This window comes from Paenibacillus provencensis, from assembly GCF_042678545.1.
In the GTDB taxonomy this organism is placed as follows: Bacteria; Bacillota; Bacilli; order Paenibacillales; family Paenibacillaceae; genus Paenibacillus; species Paenibacillus provencensis.
This window is the reverse complement of sequence record NZ_JBHTKX010000007.1, coordinates 58,337-77,270: the sequence shown is the minus strand read 5'-3', so window position 1 is coordinate 77,270 and position 18,934 is coordinate 58,337. Positions and strand designations below refer to the sequence as shown.

General features: G+C 46.5%; 16 protein-coding genes. 12 read left to right on the top strand and 4 right to left on the bottom strand.

What is annotated here, in order from left to right; genetic code table 11:
• Positions 1-69 precede the first annotated feature (69 nt).
• Positions 70-1,197 (bottom strand): sporulation integral membrane protein YtvI, encoded by a 1,128-nt coding sequence (gene ytvI / locus ACFQ3J_RS23990; protein WP_251584217.1) that lies wholly within the window; start codon positions 1,195-1,197, stop codon positions 70-72.
• Between the two features lie 278 nt (positions 1,198-1,475).
• On the opposite strand from ytvI, the gene ACFQ3J_RS23985 reads away from it, so the two are divergent.
• Positions 1,476-2,909, top strand: coding sequence for a polysaccharide deacetylase family protein (locus ACFQ3J_RS23985; protein WP_251584225.1), 1,434 nt, complete (start codon positions 1,476-1,478; stop codon positions 2,907-2,909).
• A 100-nt stretch (positions 2,910-3,009) separates the two neighbouring features.
• Here the strand turns inward: ACFQ3J_RS23985 and ilvD are convergent, their stop codons facing one another.
• A complete protein-coding gene (gene ilvD, locus ACFQ3J_RS23980; RefSeq protein WP_091158855.1) occupies positions 3,010-4,698 on the bottom strand; it encodes a dihydroxy-acid dehydratase in 1,689 nt (562 codons plus the stop codon).
• A 200-nt stretch (positions 4,699-4,898) separates the two neighbouring features.
• Complete coding sequence (locus ACFQ3J_RS23975; RefSeq protein ID WP_091158853.1) at positions 4,899-5,153, bottom strand: con-10 family general stress protein; 255 nt, start codon at positions 5,151-5,153, stop codon at positions 4,899-4,901.
• A gap of 272 nt (positions 5,154-5,425) precedes the next feature.
• Between ACFQ3J_RS23975 and ACFQ3J_RS23970 the strand changes: the two genes are divergently transcribed.
• The 5 genes from ACFQ3J_RS23970 (at position 5,426) to mgrA (ending at position 10,013) form a co-directional block, all read left to right on the top strand.
• Positions 5,426-6,394, top strand: a complete 969-nt coding sequence (locus tag ACFQ3J_RS23970) for a sugar kinase (RefSeq protein ID WP_251584227.1) — start codon at positions 5,426-5,428, stop codon at positions 6,392-6,394.
• 72 nt (positions 6,395-6,466) lie between these two features.
• Entirely contained in the window at positions 6,467-7,135 is a 669-nt protein-coding gene (locus ACFQ3J_RS23965) for a bifunctional 2-keto-4-hydroxyglutarate aldolase/2-keto-3-deoxy-6-phosphogluconate aldolase (RefSeq protein WP_091158849.1), read from the top strand.
• 134 nt (positions 7,136-7,269) lie between these two features.
• On the top strand, positions 7,270-8,037 hold the full coding sequence (locus tag ACFQ3J_RS23960; RefSeq protein ID WP_251584229.1) for an HAD family hydrolase: 768 nt from the start codon (positions 7,270-7,272) through the stop codon (positions 8,035-8,037).
• A gap of 64 nt (positions 8,038-8,101) precedes the next feature.
• Entirely contained in the window at positions 8,102-8,842 is a 741-nt protein-coding gene (locus tag ACFQ3J_RS23955; protein WP_091158846.1) for an NAD-dependent protein deacylase, read from the top strand.
• Between the two features lie 172 nt (positions 8,843-9,014).
• Positions 9,015-10,013, top strand: a complete 999-nt coding sequence (gene mgrA / locus ACFQ3J_RS23950; RefSeq protein ID WP_251584236.1) for an L-glyceraldehyde 3-phosphate reductase — start codon at positions 9,015-9,017, stop codon at positions 10,011-10,013.
• Positions 10,014-10,137: 124 nt separating this feature from the next.
• Here mgrA and ACFQ3J_RS23945 read toward each other — a convergent pair whose 3' ends face one another.
• Positions 10,138-10,995: an AraC family transcriptional regulator gene (locus tag ACFQ3J_RS23945; protein ID WP_251584237.1), complete on the bottom strand. Its 858-nt coding sequence runs from the start codon at positions 10,993-10,995 to the stop codon at positions 10,138-10,140.
• Between the two features lie 250 nt (positions 10,996-11,245).
• Between ACFQ3J_RS23945 and ACFQ3J_RS23940 the strand changes: the two genes are divergently transcribed.
• From ACFQ3J_RS23940 to ACFQ3J_RS23915, 6 genes are all read left to right on the top strand, one after another.
• Positions 11,246-12,424, top strand: coding sequence for a galactokinase (locus ACFQ3J_RS23940; RefSeq protein WP_251584238.1), 1,179 nt, complete (start codon positions 11,246-11,248; stop codon positions 12,422-12,424).
• Positions 12,425-12,428: 4 nt separating this feature from the next.
• The gene (galE, locus tag ACFQ3J_RS23935; RefSeq protein ID WP_091158839.1) at positions 12,429-13,430 is read left to right on the top strand and encodes a UDP-glucose 4-epimerase GalE; all 1,002 of its coding nucleotides are present in this window, start codon (positions 12,429-12,431) and stop codon (positions 13,428-13,430) included.
• A 13-nt stretch (positions 13,431-13,443) separates the two neighbouring features.
• Positions 13,444-15,048 carry a UDP-glucose--hexose-1-phosphate uridylyltransferase gene (locus ACFQ3J_RS23930; RefSeq protein ID WP_251584324.1) on the top strand — a complete coding sequence of 535 codons (1,605 nt, stop codon included), beginning with the start codon at positions 13,444-13,446 and terminating at the stop codon, positions 15,046-15,048.
• 148 nt (positions 15,049-15,196) lie between these two features.
• Positions 15,197-16,360 carry an iron-containing alcohol dehydrogenase gene (locus ACFQ3J_RS23925; RefSeq protein ID WP_251584241.1) on the top strand — a complete coding sequence of 388 codons (1,164 nt, stop codon included), beginning with the start codon at positions 15,197-15,199 and terminating at the stop codon, positions 16,358-16,360.
• 382 nt (positions 16,361-16,742) lie between these two features.
• A complete protein-coding gene (locus ACFQ3J_RS23920) occupies positions 16,743-17,264 on the top strand; it encodes an NfeD family protein (protein ID WP_251584244.1) in 522 nt (173 codons plus the stop codon).
• A 45-nt stretch (positions 17,265-17,309) separates the two neighbouring features.
• Entirely contained in the window at positions 17,310-18,839 is a 1,530-nt protein-coding gene (locus tag ACFQ3J_RS23915; protein WP_091159272.1) for a flotillin family protein, read from the top strand.
• The last annotated feature ends 95 nt before the right edge of the window (positions 18,840-18,934 follow it).

Here is an 18,934-nt window from a genome sequence, read left to right as displayed (position 1 = left end):
CACAAACAAAAAAAGGATAGAGGAGGCATGCTAATTTTAGGTGCCTGTCTATCCTTTTTGAGTTAGATATTAATTTCGATTGTCGTGATCATCCATTGCAAAAGGAGAGGATTGGAATTCATCCTCAGGCAATCGAATCCAGCGCTGCAAATACCCCTGCTGCCATAACTCTTTAATCAAAATCAGCAAGATTGGCGAGAGGATCACTCCAGAAATGCCGAAGATCGAAAGCGAGATCAGCATAAAGGACAGCATCAGATACGCAGACGTCACACCGATGGAGTTGCCTGATATTTTTGGCTCGGCCAGTTGTCTTACGAGCATGGTCACGCCCATAACCACTAATAAGCCAATCGCAGTTCCGACATCACCCACGATGAACAAATAAATGCTCCAAGGAATAAATATAACAGGTACCCCGAGCAGCGGCAGAAGATCCAGAACAGCTGCGATGAGCGCAAGCGTAAGCGCGTTTCCGGTTCCCAGAATGATTAGACCGATCAGTACAAGCACAAATGTGATGGAGATGAGTATAAGCTGTGCCTTAAGATAAGCACCAATTGCCTTGAACACATGATTCTTCAAGAACAGATAAGCTTGCTTTAGCGTATTGGGCGCTTTACTTTTGGTAATCATCCGCCACATATCAAACTCGACGCTCAGGAAGAAGGCAAGTATAATCGCTACTGCAAAATTTCCGATGAATGAGGAGAAGGAGCTCAGCATACCGACAATGTAACCGAGGAAGCCCGCACCCCAGGAGGAGAGAGCTGCCGTTACTTTTTCAAAATTCTGATTAATTTGGTCGGTCACCGTTGCTGGCAGCGCATTCCACTGGGTCTGGAACAGTTCAAGCAGCTGGGTGAACTGACTCTGTATCAGTGCCATGTACGCCGGAATATTATCCTGGAATTGACTAATGGACGATACAATGATAACACCTAGTCCGAAGAAGATGCCTAAGAGAACAGCCACGAACAGAAGCACAGAGATGGCTGATGCTAAGGCTTTTTTTAATCCCTTTTTATGTAGGAACTTAGCCAAGGGCTCAATAATGACAAATACAAGAAAAGATAGAAATACAGGAGCGGCAATCTGGTACAGCTGGCTTGAAACAAACATGATCAGAAATACGGTCAGCGCAATTAATCCAATATCGAGTGCGGTTCGCCAATATTTTTTGTAAAGAGGAAGCATATTATAACAACGACTCCTTTTGAAAAGTGTGTAATTCACTTGAAAGATTAAACTAATAAATCAATTTCAGTGGGATGAGTTAGAGAATGGGTTCGGAATACTACAATTTACTGTATAGATATTGGTTTAATCTGTCTAGGAAGTATACGTTAATTTTAAATTGAAGGGTTCATTTTATTCACAATATGATAAAATAATAGTTAGTGTTGTTTTTAAGATTTTGTAATGTACGTCTTACAACCACACGTTACGAGTCTAAAAAAGTGAGGAATACCGTTATGCAGAACTTGCTGCTGTTGCTCTTTTACATTACATCTTTTTATGCATTTATACCTAGTTTAATTAGCCGTTTATTCGGATTTCGAGTATTCAGACGCGGAAGGAATCTTAATGATTTTGCGTTAACTTTCGATGATGGGCCGGATCCCGATTACACGCCGCAGCTGCTTGATCTGTTGAAGAAGCATAATGCCAAAGCCACCTTTTTTGTTGTGGGTGAACATGCGGAGCGCAACCCCGAGCTGTTAAAAAGAATGCACGCCGAAGGTCATCTCATCGGCATCCATAATTATATACATCAAACCAATTGGCTAATGACACCCAAAGTCGTTCGCCAGCAGATAGAAAGAACAGGCTCCATTATATATAAGATTACTGGCTCTCATGCACTATATTACCGTCCACCTTGGGGAATTACCAATTTATTTGATTTTTCCAAGAAGCATCACCATCGCATCGTATTGTGGTCGGGTATGTTCGGCGATTGGAGAGAACGGTTAGGCGCAGATCGACTGACAGAGCGGATGCTGAAGAAACTGCGTGGCGGTGAGGTGATGGTGCTTCATGATTGTGGAACGACGCCAGGAGCGGATCGGCATGCGCCGGCTCAAATGCTCATCGCGCTGGATCGGGTTCTGACTGAGGCCGGTCAGCGAAACATTCAAAGTATACGGATTGATGATATGATCTCACTCCATTATGCTGCCAAGCAGCAAATACCGGGAAGGGAGGCAGTTATGAAGATTCAATCAGGTCTAAAAAGATTAGTAGTGCGGGCATGGCTCGGTTGGGAGCAGATATTCCATATGGTTACCAAGCTGAAGACGATAACTCCTCAGGATCCTTTCTTGCATTACCGAGTTCGTCCTTATCAAGGCAAGGCCATTAAGCTGCCGAATGGCCATGCCCTGCAAAAAGGGGACGACATCATTGAGCTTCATTTTGATAATAAGAAGCTGTACCAGCTGGGATCCTCTTCAAAAACCCCTGTTCATCTCGCGATCCGGATGATCCGGATGATGGAGAAGCAGCTGCCTGATCTCGTCAAGATTGCTGCCCTTGACCCGGAAGTGGCTAATGCGAAGGCATTGTACGGTGTCAGCATGATCAATCGTGGACCCGAACAGTTTGGATTCTCGGTGCTGGATCTTCCGCGTGGTTTGTTTGCGGCATCTACATCAGTGTATTTAAAAATTCTGCTTAGTGTAATACATCCGGAAGGTCAAGGAAGATTACGGGAAGGAAGTCATCAGATGACTCCGAAAATGATTGTGATGCCAATGGATATTTTATTTGAACGTTTCGGTGATGGATTGAGACGTAAAAAAGACACGGTCTATGATCAAAGCACGGCCAAGTCAGCCTATTCGGATGAGGATGAAATCTCATTAACAGGTAATACAGATTTAACGCGTACACCGCCTGTGGCATAGTATAGTTATCTTAAAGTTGATTCGAATAATTATGAAAAAGAATAAGGGATCCAATGCTTGTTATGCATTGGATCCCTTTAATTTATCTATAAGTGCAGAATTATATTTTGAGGACACCGCCGTTGCTGGCGTTGGTAACGAGTTTGGAGTAACGAGCCAAGTAACCCGTCTTCACTTTTGGTTCAAACTCCGTCCATTCTTCAGCACGGCGACGTTCCATCTCTTCCTCGCTGACAAGCAGCTCAATCTTACGATTGTTGAGATCAAGCTCAATCAGGTCTCCGTCATGTACAAAGGCGATTGGTCCACCTTCAGCAGCCTCAGGAGAGATATGTCCGATACTGATTCCTCTAGATGCACCAGAGAAACGTCCGTCCGTAATCAGGCCGACCTTGGCACCAAGTCCCATCCCGACGATTTGGGAGGTAGGAGCAAGCATTTCTGGCATACCTGGTCCGCCTTTAGGTCCTTCATAGCGGATAACGACAACGTGACCTTCTTTTACTTTGCCATTGGCAATACCTTCAAGAGCTTCTTCTTGAGAGTTGAAGCAAATGGCAGGTCCTTTGTGATAGCCGCCTACAGAAGGATCTACTGCACCAACCTTGATGATGGAGCCTTCTGGTGCAAGATTACCGAAGAGAACGGCAAGTCCTCCGCGTTCAGAATGTGGGTTATCCAGTCTGTGAATAACATTCTCGTCCAAAATAGGTGAATTCTCTACGTTCTCGCGCAATGTTTTGCCGGTAACCGTAATATTCTCTGCATGAAGTGCGCCCGGCTTCTTGAGCAGCTCGTTCAGTACAGCACTTACGCCGCCTGCGTTCTGGACATCCTCAATATGATAGTCGGAAGCAGGAGCAAGCTTAGACAAATGCGGTACGCGGTTAGCGACTTCATTGATACGCTCGATCGGGTACTCAATGCCGGCTTCATGAGCAAGAGCTAGTGTGTGGAGCACCGTATTGGTGGAGCCACCCATAGCCATATCCAAAGCGAATGCATTATCGATTGCTTCTGGAGTCACGATATCACGCGGCTTCAGATCCATCTTGATTAGTTCCATCAGCTGAGTTGCCGATTTGCGAACAAAATCACGGCGCTCAGGCGCAACGGCCAGAATGGTACCATTACCCGGCAGAGCAAGACCGAGCGCTTCAGCAAGACAGTTCATGGAGTTCGCCGTGAACATACCCGAGCAGGAACCACAAGTCGGACAGCCAAATTGTTCAAGCTCAAGCAAGCTTTGATCATCGATCTTGCCGGCTTGATAAGCACCAACGCCTTCGAATACAGAAGTAAGCGACAGTGCGCGTCCGTTCTTGTCACGGCCTGCTTTCATGGGTCCGCCGCTGACGAAGATGGTTGGAATGTTAACACGAAGAGCTCCCATCAGCATTCCTGGCGTAATCTTGTCACAGTTCGGAATGCAGACCATACCGTCAAACCAGTGTGCAGATACGACCGTTTCAACGGAGTCGGCAATGATATCACGACTTGGCAGCGAGTAGCGCATACCGATGTGCCCCATTGCGATCCCATCATCAACACCGATTGTATTAAATTCAAATGGAACGCCGCCAGCTTCAATAATAGCTTCTTTTACAATTTTTCCGAATTCCTGAAGATGAACATGACCTGGTACAATATCGATGTATGAATTACATACGGCGATAAATGGCTTGCCGAAATCCTCTTCTTTTACCCCGGCTGCACGAAGCAAGCTTCGATGCGGCGCTCTGTCAAAACCTTTTTTAATCATGTCTGAACGCATTTTTTTTGGTGCCATGGTGTCTGTTTCCCCCCAAGAATCAAATATTGATTAGCATTTGAACTGCACATGTGAAAGCAGTATGCACGAAATGAATGAACGATCACTGTTTCTGTGCTGCTTTAAAGAGCTAATAGTAAGAATGTAATTTAAATGAGTCTATCACAGTTCACGTCAGATTTCTACAAATTTAAGGTGATTTCGGGGGGACTTCCTTCCTAACGAAGGCCTCCTTTACGGCCGATTTCTCGATAGAAGCTCCGATCATGTGAACGAGCAGTGGATTTTCCGCCTTTACTGCCAATTTCTTGATAAAAGTCAGAGCTGTGATTTTCTGATGTGGTCTCGCCGCCTTTACGTCCGATTTTTTGATAGAAGGATCGATCATACTTTTTGGATGTTGCCTCTCCACCGAGGCGCCCAGCTTCTGCACGGGTCATCTTGGGGCGATTTCCTTTCAGCGTGTGTGCCATGGATGAATCACTCCTCTTCTTAAATGATGTTAAGGATATGCTTGTACTTACCACGAACAAAAATAGATGAAACGGATAAAATTTCAAAAATTTGGATAGTAGAATCATTTTCATACATAAAGTCCTGAGTTCATTTATTTTGAGAAAAATCGTATAAATTGTAGATTGACAACGGTTCCATGGATGATAACAATGGAATAAGTAAACGAATTTGAAAGTATGCGCACCTAAATGGAAGTGAGGAAGGGTACAAGAGAGAGGGAGGGATTGTTATGGGAAATCAAACGGAATATTCTTCGCCTGAAGTGGTAACGTTCGGTGAAAGTATGGGTTTGTTTACGGCACAAGATACACGCGGACTTGAATATGCGAGCACCTTGTCTAAATCGTTTGGCGGCGCTGAGAGCAACGTAGCGATTGGTCTGGCGAGACTGGGTCACCGTGCAGGCTGGTTTGGAAGGCTGGGTAATGATGCGCTGGGTCAGATGATATATAAGGCGATTCGCGGCGAAGGTGTAGATGTCTCCCGGGCTCAGCTGAGCGAAGGCGAAGCTACAGGACTTATGATCAGAGAAAATATGCCGGGCAAATCTTCTGTACATTATTATCGCAGATATTCAGCTGCAAGCCAGATGACGACCTCAGACCTTGACACGGACTACATTTCGAGAGCTAAAATTCTGCATGTTACAGGTATTACTGCAGCAATAAGTGAATCCAGCAGAGAGACCGTCCTTGAAGCAGTTCGGATCGCCAAGCAGGCAGGTGTTCTTGTTAGCTTTGACCCTAACTTGCGACTGAAGCTGTGGACACTTCAAGAGGCAAGGCCTGTTTTGCTGTCCCTTGCACAAGAGGCCGATTATTTTCTTCCGGGACTGGATGAACTCAAGATGCTCTATGAGGAAGAGAATACGGATAAAATATTTGATCGTCTAAAACAACTAGATGCCGTATCCATTGTTAAGGGTGGTCCGGAGTTGACTTATGTACTGCAGCAAGGTTCTGTGGAAGAAGTTCCCTTTGTAAAGGCGGATCAAGTTATAGATACCGTTGGCGCAGGCGATGGCTTTGCCGCAGGATTTTTATCCGGTATTTTGCAAGGCTTGAATCCTGTGCAGGCAACAGGCATTGGCAGTCTGACCGGAAGCTTGATGGTTCAAGCTGTAGGAGATTGGGAAGCGCTTCCTACAGCAGCTGAAGTTAAGGCCAAGCTCAGCAATGCCCACCATATTGAACGGTAAGCAAGTGTAATAGAGTGATCTCAATCTTACTGTAGTTCATTTATTAAATCATGCAAAGGGGATTAAATAACAATGAAAAAATTAGAGCTGCTACATAAAATATTTGAGCATGGCGTCGTTGCTGTGCTGCGTGCGGATTCGGCCGATCAGGTTGTTCAGATGGCAGAGCAGGCGATTGCAGGCGGCATCAAAGTCATTGAGATCACACTGACCGTACCTGGGGCACTGCAGGCCATTGAGCGTTTGAGCCAGAACTATTCATGGAATGCAGTGAATGAACAGAATTTTGCTATTATCGGGGCAGGGACGGTTCTGGAGCCGCAATCTGCACGTGCTGCGATTATGGCAGGATCGGAGTTTATCGTAGGCCCAGCTTTGAATCCTGACACCGTCAAATTGTGCAATCTGTACCGTGTTCCTATTCTGCCGGGAGTCATGACGATTGCCGAGGTTCAGTCAGCCTTGGAACTTGGTGTGGATGTTGTTAAACTATTCCCAGGGAACGTATACGATCCCTCAATTATCAAAACAATGAAGGGCCCACTCCCTCAAGCGAACTTTATGCCAACTGGCGGAGTGTCATTAAGCAATCTGGGAGACTGGATTAAAGGAGGAGCGGTCGCCGTCGGAATCGGTTCAGACCTGACAGCGGAGGCCGTCAAGACCGGTGATATGACCCATGTCCGCCGCAAAGCCGAGCAGTATATGGATGCATACCGGAAGGCAGTTCAAGAGAAATAACTAATCGAGAGAAGCTGGTGGCAGGAAAGAGCTATGTTAATCGCATGGCTGCAGCAAATCGATTCTGCACAGGAATAAGCCCTTAAAAATTCTGACCGAACCTTCGGTCAGAATTTTTAAATAATCAAGAGGAAGTGATTCAAATCGCTCTATTGAAGGCCGGACAGAAGGAAGCGCATATTTCTGGCATTTTATTCGATAAGGATGGAACGCTCCTAGACATTGAGGCATTATGGACCCCTTGGGGAAATTATGTACTTGATGCACTGGAAGCTCAGCTGGCTGTTATGGGGAAGAACTTTACTGGACAGCGTGACCAAGTGCTGGGGACCAGATATGATGCACATGGGAAGGTCGCAGGCTACGACGCCGAAGGACCGTTTGCTATTGCAACGGTAAGCGAGTCTACCGCAGTTCTTGCCTGGCAGCTGTATGCTGCCGGAATGGCCTGGAATGATGCAATAACCTGCATTCGTGGGATTAGTGCCAGAGCTAACGAATTGATAAGCAAGGATCATGCAATTCCATTGGACGGACTGATTCCATTTCTGGACCGCTGTAAGGCTCAGGGACTCTTGCTGGGTGTGGTTACGGCTGATTCTACTTCTAATGCTACATTGCATCTCGAATGGCTGGATATTCTCGACTATTTTGATGTTATAATTGGATTTGACCGGGTGACGAGCAGCAAGCCTGATCCTGAAAGTGTGCAAGCGGCTTGTTTAGCACTTGGACTTTCTCCTGGGCAGCTGGCTGTCATCGGCGACAGCAACGGAGATATGCAAATGGGGAGAAGTGCGGGTGCTCAAATAAACATCGGAATTGTTCCATCAGGAAATACGTCCTATTTAAAGCATGCGGACACCGTGATTACGCATTATGACCAAATTTTTCTGAAGTGAAGCTTTTGCTTGGATCCAAAAAGAACAATTTATCGTAAAAGGGGTACGAAGGGAGGGCGAGGAAATGGCTGATGCGTTTGAACCTTTAGTTACGTGGATTCGTGAGAGCATGAAGATCGTGTTTTTTGGCGGAGCAGGTACATCTACGGAGAGTGGAATTCCAGATTTTCGATCTGCTGCCGGGATTTATCAGACAGAGCAGCATTCTCCGTACTCACCTGAGGAGCTGCTCAGTATTGACTTTTTTATGCTGCATCCGGATATTTTCTATGACTTTTATCGTTCCAAAATGCTTCACCCTCATGCCAAGCCCAACGGTGCACACCGCTTGCTTGCCCGGCTTGAGAAGGAAGGTAAGCTGTCAGCTGTGATCACTCAAAATATCGATGGTTTGCATCAGGCGGCAGGCTGTGGGAAGGTACATGAGCTTCACGGTTCTGTTCATCGCAACTACTGTATGGACTGTGCCCATTTCTATGATCTCGATGCCATAATAGCGTCAGAATCATTGGTTCCTCTGTGTAACAAATGTAATGGTATTATCAAGCCGGATGTCGTGCTGTACGGAGAATCACTTGATCAGACGACCCTGTACCATGCTGTGGATGCTCTGTCTGAAGCTGATTTGATGATCATCGGAGGAACTTCATTAACCGTTCAGCCTGCTGCGCAGCTCGTCACTTATTTTCAAGGCAAGCATACCGTCTTGCTGAATGCAACACCGACGCCTTACGACAGCAGGGCAGAGCTGCTGATAACAGAACCGATCGGCCGTGTGCTGGACCAAGTGAATGCACTATTATAATGATTTGCCATGAGCCTGCCTTTCTAGATAAAGGGGGTTCTTTTGCTGTCGGAGGCACAAGGCGATCTATACTCTATGTAAACGATTTCTTGTCAAGCTGAAGTTTTGGGTCTATCATGAATAAATGAATGGATAAGCTTTAACAGATTAGTCGCGGGAGGAAGATGTGCAAATGGGATATGTAGCTGATAATAGACGTTATGATGAAATGAAATATAACCGGGTAGGACGCTCGGGACTTAAACTGCCGGCCATTTCACTTGGACTATGGCATAATTTTGGCGGAATTAATTCGTTCGAGAATGGCAGAGACATGATTAGACGGGCATTTGACTTGGGAATCACACATTTTGATCTGGCTAACAATTACGGACCTCCACCGGGCTCTGCTGAGCAAATGTTCGGACAGGTGCTCGCTCAAGATCTGAAGCCTTATCGGGATGAGCTGATCATCTCAACGAAGGCGGGTTATCATATGTGGCAGGGACCTTACGGCGAATGGGGGTCACGCAAATATTTGATCTCGAGCCTTGACCAGAGCTTGAAACGAATGGGGCTGGACTATGTCGATATCTTCTACTCTCATCGATTTGATCCAGACACTCCGCTTGAGGAAACGATGCAGGCGCTCGATCATATCGTTCGTTCAGGCAAGGCCTTGTATGTCGGAATCTCGAATTATTCAGCTGAAAAAACGAAGGAAGCTGTACATATTCTGAATAAGCAGGGCACTCCTCTACTTATTCACCAGCCTCGTTATTCCATGCTCGACCGCTGGATTGAAGACGGGCTTCAAGACGTACTGACGGAAAATGGTGTGGGAAGCATTGCTTTTTGCCCTCTAGAGCAAGGGGTACTGACGGGCAAGTATCTCAATGGAATCCCTGAAGATTCCAGAGCGAAGAGCAGTTCTGTCTTCTTGAATGAGACTCAGATCAAACAAGAGACGCTGCGTAAAGTGCGTGCCTTAAACCAGGTGGCCGCTTCCCGCGGTCAAAGTCTGGCTCAGCTTGCCCTCGCGTGGGTGCTTAGAGAAGGAAAAGTCACTTCTGCCTTAATCGGAGCGAGCCGGCCTAGCCAGATCGAGGAGAATGTGGCGGTTCTGAGCAACCTTGACTTCTCTTCCGAAGAATTAGCGGACATTGAATCTATTCTGCATACGGACAACTAAGGGGATAAGGATTGATCGAATTCCCATCGTGACAAAAGAACAAGCCTGCCTTATGATCAAATTCATAGGCAGGCTTGTATTATTTTATACATAGGAAAATGCTCGTGACTCAGTCATGGAAGGTTCAATTGGACTGCTCCTGCATCTGTCTGCGGTATGCACTAGGTGAGTGCCTATAGAACCTTTTGAATTGTCTGGAGAAATAGAGTGCATCCGGCAAGCCGACAGAGGCAGAGATCTGCTCTATTGACAGTTCAGGCCGTTCTCTGAGCAGCTGCCTGGACTTATCGATCCTCAGCTTCAGCAAATACGTGACGGGTGAGAGCCCAATTTCTTTTTTGAAAATGCGGGACAAATAAGCACGATTATAACCCAAGCTTGCACACATTTGTTCGATGGAGATTGGATGGGCATACTGAGTCGACATGTATTGGATCATCTGCTTCACCGTCCGGCCTACTTGAGATTCCGCCATTGTAACCGCCGATTCCAGCACGAGTCTTTCTTTTGCCTCAGCAAAGATCAGATATAAACAGCCGATGGAGGTGAGGTGAGCACTTTCTTTTTTTTCGAAAAAGGCATCTTGCATGGTGGATAGGAGTGACGACATCCTGCTGTCCTGCACGGTTGGAATAACAGGCTGTTCAAGGCTGAACCCAGCATCCTTCACCTGCTTGTCGGCCTCTTTACCCGTAAATGCCATCCAACGATAACGCCAAGGCTCCTCCTCGTCGGACACATAACTGACCAGCTCAGATGGATGAATTAGAAATATATGCCCTGCGGAAAGGTGGTAAGTACGGCTCTCTGTGCGAAAAATACCTTTGCCTGACTCGACATAATGAAGAAGGTAGTAATCATATATTTTCGGTCCAAGGGCATGTCCCGGTTTGGTTTGGCTCTCGCCTACGAAGAGGACGTGCAGCGGACTATTCTCGTAATCTACGGGATTGGAAGCTACTGAATAGGAGTCCTGCATCATTTGTTGATTCCTTCCTTCTGCAAGCGAGCTTACAGAACAATAATGTACATAAAAGTATAGCTGTCATGTCACCAGTATACCATAAAAAGCAGGGAGTACATATTAATAAAAGCCAGTGTTTTCCATGTTTTCAAATAGGTCGCAGTCACATTTGTCCATATATTGAACACATGCATACATTACCGTTTATAACGCTTCCATGTATACTTTAAGTAAGATTAAAACAACTTTTACAAAGAGGTGAAGGTTAATGAACGTACAACAACTCAAACAACAATTTACTGAAAAATATGGTGATAATTCTGCTGAAATACGCGTGTTTAATGCCCCTGGACGCGTGAACCTGATCGGCGAGCATATCGATTATAACGGTGGCTATGTTCTTCCTGCCGCACTTGAATTTGGAACAACGCTGATCATCCGCGAACGTCAGGATGACGAGATCCATTTTTATTCCACGAACCTTACCTATGAAGCGGTAATTAAGGTGGGGGATATCGGCAAGGATAAATCAGGCGAGTGGATCGATTATCCTGTCGGTGTAATGGTCGAGATCATTAAGGCAGGCACTAACATTACGAAAGGCTACGATCTGATGTTCCATGGTGAGATTCCGAACGGAGCAGGCCTATCCTCCTCTGCTTCAATCGAAGTAGTAACTGCATACGCTTTGCTCACGCTTGAAGAAGGCAAAGTCGATACGGTTGAAATATCACTGCTCTCCCAGCGCGCTGAGAACCAGTATGTGGGAGTGAACAGCGGAATTATGGACCAATTTGCAGTAGCGAACGGTGCAGAGGACCAAGCGATTCTTCTGATGTGCGATACGCTTGAATACAAGCATGTGTCGTTCCGCACGGGAGATTACAAGCTGATTATCGGCAATACGAACAAGCGCCGCGGACTTGTGGATTCGGCCTACAACGAGAGACGTCAGCAGTGCGATCAGTCCCTCGCTATTCTGAAGGAGCAGCTGCCTTCACTGTCTTATCTGGCTGAGCTTACTCCGGCGCAATACAGCGAGTTGGAGTCAACCCTTGGTGATGACATTCTGAAGAAACGGACCAAGCATGTTGTTGAAGAAAATGCTCGTGTGCTGGCCTCAGTAGACGCACTTAGCAGCGGAGACCTCACAGCTTTCGGGGAGCTAATGAACGCATCTCATGATTCCTTGCGCGACCTGTATGAAGTCAGTTGTGAGGAGCTTGATGTGATGGTTGAAGAAGCTCGCAAAATTCCAGGTACACTCGGCAGCCGCATGACAGGTGCAGGATTTGGAGGCTGTACTGTATCACTCGTGCATGAAAACGATGTGGATCGGTTTGTGCAGGAGGTTGGTGCAGCATACAAGGAGCGGACTGGACTCACTGGAGAATTCTATGTATGCGGAGTGGGCGACGGCGTTAAAGAATTGAAAGGGGAGGCGTAAGACGATGGCGATTCTAGTAACAGGTGGAGCAGGTTATATTGGTTCTCATACCGTTGCCGCGCTGCTTGAGCGCGGTGAGGAAGTTGTTGTTCTTGATAATTTGCAGACAGGTCACCGGGAGGCCCTTCTTGGCGGCAAGCTATACGAGGGAGATCTTCGGGACAAGGAGCTTCTTGCAAGACTGTTCTCAGAGAACGAAATTGATGCGGTCATTCATTTTGCAGCCAATTCCCTTGTAGGAGAAAGTATGCAAAATCCAGGGAAATACTATGATAACAATGTGTTCGGTACATTGTCACTACTCGAAGCCATGAAGGATGCAGGCGTTAAGAGAATTGTCTTCTCCTCAACGGCAGCAACCTATGGCGAGCCTGAAAAAGTACCTATTGAGGAAAGTGACCGTACAGAACCGACCAATGTATACGGCGAAACCAAACTCATGATGGAGCGCATGATGTCCTGGTTTGATAAAGTACTAGGCATCAAATATGTATCCCTTCGTTACTTTAATGCAGCCGGCGCCCATGACAGCGGCAAGATCGGTGAGGATCACCAGCCTGAGAGCCATCTCATTCCGCTAGTGCTTCAAACGGCATTGAAGCAGCGCAAGCATATTGCGATTTTTGGAGACGATTATGCTACAGAAGATGGAACATGTATCCGTGACTATATCCATGTGAGTGATCTTGCGGATGCACATCTACGTGCAGTGGATTATTTGCGCAAGGGCGAAGAGAGTAACGTGTTTAACCTCGGCAACGGTCAAGGGTTCAGCGTCAAAGAGGTTATCGAAACAGCGAAGAAAGTAACTGGGCTCGACATTCCGGTTGTCTTGGAAGCACGACGTGCGGGTGACCCTGCGGTACTGGTTGCTTCCTCGGATAAAGCCCGTGCAGTGCTTGGCTGGGAGCCGAAATATACCGATCTAGCCAAGGTCATTGCGAGTGCTTGGAGCTGGCATCAGTCCCATCCCGATGGGTACAGCACAAACCAAAAAGGGGAGTAAGCAAATGGCAGAGATGAACGTGAATACGAATGCAGGAGAAAAACAGAACGCGCAGTCATCCGCTGCACAAGAAGCACTTCATGCCATTGAACGTTTGGTATTGTTTGCAGCAAGACGTCATCTGATCGAGGATGCGGATTATGATTATAGCCGTAACCAGCTGCTGAGTCTGTTTAATTTTGATGAGCCCTATGCGGGTACAATGGATGAATCCGAGCTGTCTGGACCGCAGCCGCTGATTGATGTACTGATTGATTTCGGCTATGAGATCGGGCTCATTCCAGAAAATACGGACACGTATCGGGATCTGCTGGATGCGAAGATTATGGGCCTTGTGATGGCTCGCCCTTCCGAAGTGATTCGGGAGTTCCGTGAGATTCAGACAAAGAAGGGGATGGAGGCGGCAACAAGCCGGTTCTATGAACTGTCTATTGATTCAAACTATATTCGCATGGATCGTATCTCGAAGAACGTATATTGGAAGCAGCCTACGGAATATGGGGATATTGAGATCACGATTAACCTGTCCAAGCCGGAAAAAAGCCCAAAAGAAATCGCGATGGCTAAGCTGCTTCCACCGCCTGTATATCCTAAATGTCAGCTCTGCCGTGAGAATGTTGGTTACAGAGGCCGAATTAATCACCCGGCACGTCAGAACCTGAGAACCATTCCGCTCACGCTGAATGATGAGAAATGGCTGTTCCAATATTCTCCTTATGTTTACTATAACGAGCATTGTATCGTGTTCCATCATGATCATGTGCCGATGAAGCTGACAAAGGATACGCTGCGCCGCCTGCTTGGGTTCGTGGATCAATATCCTCACTATTTCATCGGTTCTAACGCGGATCTTCCAATCGTGGGTGGAAGCATATTGACGCATGATCATTTCCAGGGTGGAAGACATACATTTGCGATTCAAAAAGCGGTACAGGAGGCTGTATTCCATAATGATGCCGCTCCAGGCGTTTCACTCAGTCTTGTAAAATGGCCGATGTCTGTGCTTAGACTCTCTTCCAAGGATCAAGCTGTCTTGCTGGAAGCGGCAAATGATATTTATGAGGCGTGGAAGGTATACAGTGATCCGGAAGCAGATATTCTGTCACATACGGAGCAGGATGGACAGATGATACCGCACAATACGGTAACACCGATTGTCCGGCGTGCTGAGGACGGGGGATACGAAATGGATCTCGTTCTTCGCAATAACCGTACAAGTGATGAGTATCCTGAGGGAATCTTCCATCCGCATCGTGAAATGCACCATCTGAAGAAAGAGAATATCGGTCTGATTGAAGTGATGGGACTTGCCATTCTGCCTGGCCGACTAAAAGAAGAATTGGATCTTATTGCTGATATTTTGACAGGTGATGAGGAGCTTCTGAAATCAGCTGTCAGTAATGAAGTTTCTGACCTTCACAAGCATACAGAATGGATTCATGCCCTGATTGAGAAGTATGGTACTGCGCTCTCTAAGGAAGCGGCTGTGGCCCGGGTACAGGAGGAAGCGGGTAATAAATTTGCTCAAATTCTTGAGCATGCCGGTGTTTACAAACGAGACGAAGCGGGCAAACAAGCATTCCGTCGTTTTGTACAGCATCTGGGTTATACAGAATAGAAACTCATCGTTGATTGCGGTGCAGAGCCTGTCCCTTCATTGGGGAGGGCTTTTCTTTTTCCCAGAAGTTTGTTTTTTGAAAACAATTGGTTCTATAATAAGATATGTATAAACGAATAAAAATGTATGCTTGGAGGCGATTTTTACAATGAGAGCATTTCAATTTCATAATCCTACACGTCTGATCTTTGGTAAAGGTCAGCTTGCAGCTCTAAAAACCGAAGTGCCTAAATACGGCAACAAAGTGCTGCTTGTCTACGGCGGTGGCAGCATCAAACGCAATGGTCTCTACGATCAAGTCATCCAGCTCTTGTCCGAGATTGGAGCAGAGGTTCATGAACTGGCCGGAGTTGAGCCCAATCCTCGACTATCTACAGTACATACAGGGGCAGACCTCTGCAAAGAACACGGAATTGATCTGATTCTCGCTGTTGGCGGCGGCAGTGTAATAGACTGTGCCAAAGCCATTGCAGTCGGTGCCAAATATGATGGCAGCATGTGGGACTTTGCAGAGCGTAAGGCACAGCCAAAAGCCGCCCTGCCGCTTGCTACAGTGCTGACGATGGCTGCAACGGGTTCAGAGATGAACAGCGGCTCGGTCATTACGAATCAAGAGACTCAGGAGAAGCTGGGCTGGGGAAGTCCGCTGGTATATCCGGCTTTTTCAATTCTTGATCCGGTTCATACCTTCTCTGTACCTCAGGATCAAACGGTTTATGGCATAGTAGATATGATGTCGCATACATTGGAGCATTACTTCCATTTGGATACGAATACTCCAGTACAATTGGGCTTCTGTGAAACGATCCTGCGTACAGTGATCGAGGCAGCTCCTAAGCTAATTAACGATCTGGAGAATTACGAGCTGCGTGAAACCATTCTGTACTGCGGTACGATGGCACTGAACAATATACTGAGCATGGGTCTTGCAGGCGACTGGGCAACACACAATATTGAGCACGCCGTGTCTGCCGTTTATGATATTCCGCATGGCGGAGGGCTTGCGATCCTGTTCCCGAACTGGATGAAGCATAACCTGCATGTAGATGTATCCCGCTTTAAGCGTCTTGCGATTAACGTGTTTGATGTGAATCCAGAAGGCAAGAGCGATGAGCAGATTGCACTCGAAGGAATCGAGGCGCTGAGCTCGTTCTGGACCAGCATTGGCGCTCCAAACCGACTGGCGGACTATGATATTGATGCAAGTCAAATTGATGTGATGGCGGATAAAGCAATGCGCTTTGGACCGTTCGGTAACTTCAACAAATTGCAGCGCGAGGATGTAGTAGAAATTTATAAAGCGTCCTTGTAAAAAAAGCATAACCAACAGCCCTTTGCTCTTGTTTATTAGTGCAAAGGGCTTTTTTGCGTGCTTTGGTCTAGAGAAGCATGGGCAAGCGGAGGAGGATGAAGTTGTACCAGAAGTAGCGAAGCGTTCGCTTTTTGTCTTTGGATTCTAACCATTGAATATTTTATAAGATCAGAGAATCCCAAGACAATTTGCGATCTGAAGAACAATCCGTCAACCGCAGCCATAATCCCATGCACTCATCTCATAATTTATCCATATTTCCTTCATCACCACTGACATTCTTATTTCCACCTCAATTAGCTCCTAATTCATAATTTTGAAACATTTACCTAATGCATACGTATATATTGACATGTGCATCTGAGGGCAGAGGGGGTGAAATATGGAGACGTTATACTGGGCTTGTCTGATCGGAGGAGCAATATTTGCACTTGTTAGCCTCTTGTTCGGAGATCTGTTTGATGGTTTGCTGGAAGGTTCATTTGAGCTGGCAGGGGTGGAATTTTTGAATTCTACAGTTATTGCCAGTGCAATAACGACCTTCGGGGGAGCAGGCATTCTACTGATGAAGTATACCGAGCTGAATACAGCAGTTCATGTTCTGCTATCCTTGTTGTTCGGCATTCTCGGCGCGTTGACTGTATTTTTTGCCTACATAAGGCCTGCACGAAACAGTGAGGTATCAACTGGTTTTTCCATGCGTGAGCTTGCTGGAAAGATTGGTGAAATCACCGTCCCTGTTCCAGAGAAGGGTTATGGTGAAGTGATGATTAAGCTCGTAAGCGGCAATACCCTTCATACAGCTTCCAGCTTTGAAGCTAAACCGATTACGGCAGGCACCAGGGTGGTTGTTGTGGAGGTTGCAGATGGCGTGCTTCGGGTAGCGGAGCTAGACAGTCTGTAGTAATGACCAATTATACTTAGAGGAGAGATGAGAATGCCAGATTTCATGCAAGAATCTTTACTTATTCCCGTAATTGTAGTGGTTGTAATTTTAATCCTCGGGATCGCGTTCTGGGCGAGATACAAGACAGTGGGTCCAGATGAAGCGATGATCGTTACCGGATCTTTTCTCGGAAGGAAGAATATATCTAGTGATGAATCCGGACGGGAAATAAAGATTGTTCGCGGTGGGGGTACTTTTATATGGCCGGTGTTTCAACAATCGGAATTCATATCGCTTTTATCTCACAAGCTCGACGTAACAACACCTGAAGTCTATACGGAGCAAGGAGTACCGGTTATTGCAGACGGAGTAGCCATCATCAAGGTCGGCAGTTCGATCGAAGATGTTGCTACAGCGGCAGAACAATTTATTGGTAAACCCATTGAAGCTCTAAAAAGCGAAGCACAAGAAGTTCTTGAAGGACATCTGCGTGCGATTCTCGGCTCAATGACGGTAGAAGAAGTTTACCGTAACCGGGATCGATTTGCTCAAGAAGTTCAGGGTGTGGCGGCAAGAGATTTAAAAAAGATGGGTTTGTCTATCGTTTCTTTTACAATCAAAGACGTACGCGACAAACACGGATATCTTGATGCGCTCGGTAAGCCCCGAATTGCAATGGTGAAACGGGACGCTGAAATTGCCGAAGCAGAAGCCGTCAGAGATGCGAGGATTCAAAAAGCGAATGCAGAAGAGCAAGGGCAGAAGGCGGAATTGTTGCGGGATACGAATATCGCAGAAGCAGCCAAAGAAAAAGAGTTGAAGATAGCATCCTTTAAGAAAGATCAAGATACAGCCAAAGCGGAAGCTGATCAGGCTTATCACATTCAGGAAGCCCGTGCGAGACAGACGATGGTTGAGGAGCAAATGAAGGTAGAGCTCGTGCGCAAGGAGCGTGAGATCGATCTTCAGGAGAAAGAAATTACGGTACGTGAGAAGCAATATGATGCGGAAGTGAAGAAAAAAGCCGAGGCAGATCGTTATGCAGTAGAGCAGGCGGCAGAAGCAGACAAGGCAAAAAGAATGCGCGAAGCAGATGCTGTACAATACTCTATTGAAACACAAGCAAAGGCTACAGCTGAACAGAAGCGTCTTGAAGGTCAGGCTGTCGCGGATGCTGAACGTGCAAAAGGTACAGCAGATGCAGAAGTTATCCGTCTGCGTGGTCTTGCAGAAGCGGAGGCGAAGGAGAAGCTGGCAGAAGCTTTCCAGAAGTTCGGCGAAGCCGCTGTTCTCGACATCATTGTGAAAATGCTGCCTGAGCTTGCTGAGCGTATCGCCCAGCCATTATCCTCCATCGACAAACTTACCGTGGTCGATACTGGCAAGGGAGAAGGTGCTGCAAGAGTCAGCAATTATGTGACCGAGCTCATGTCAACTGCTCCTGAAATGCTAAAGAGCGTGTCTGGAATCGATGTTGAGCAGCTCATCCAAGGATTTACCAAGAAGGCAATCCCAACCGCTCCTTCAGAGCCGGCAGCATTGGAAAACTTGAAGATTCCAGCTGAAGCGGTTGCTACCAAAGAAACAGTTTGATCTAAGCACTCCAAAGGTTAAATATTGACCTTAGCCTCATAATTTGTTAACTTAAGCGTGGTGTATCTTATTTAGATATAACATGCCGAATTACG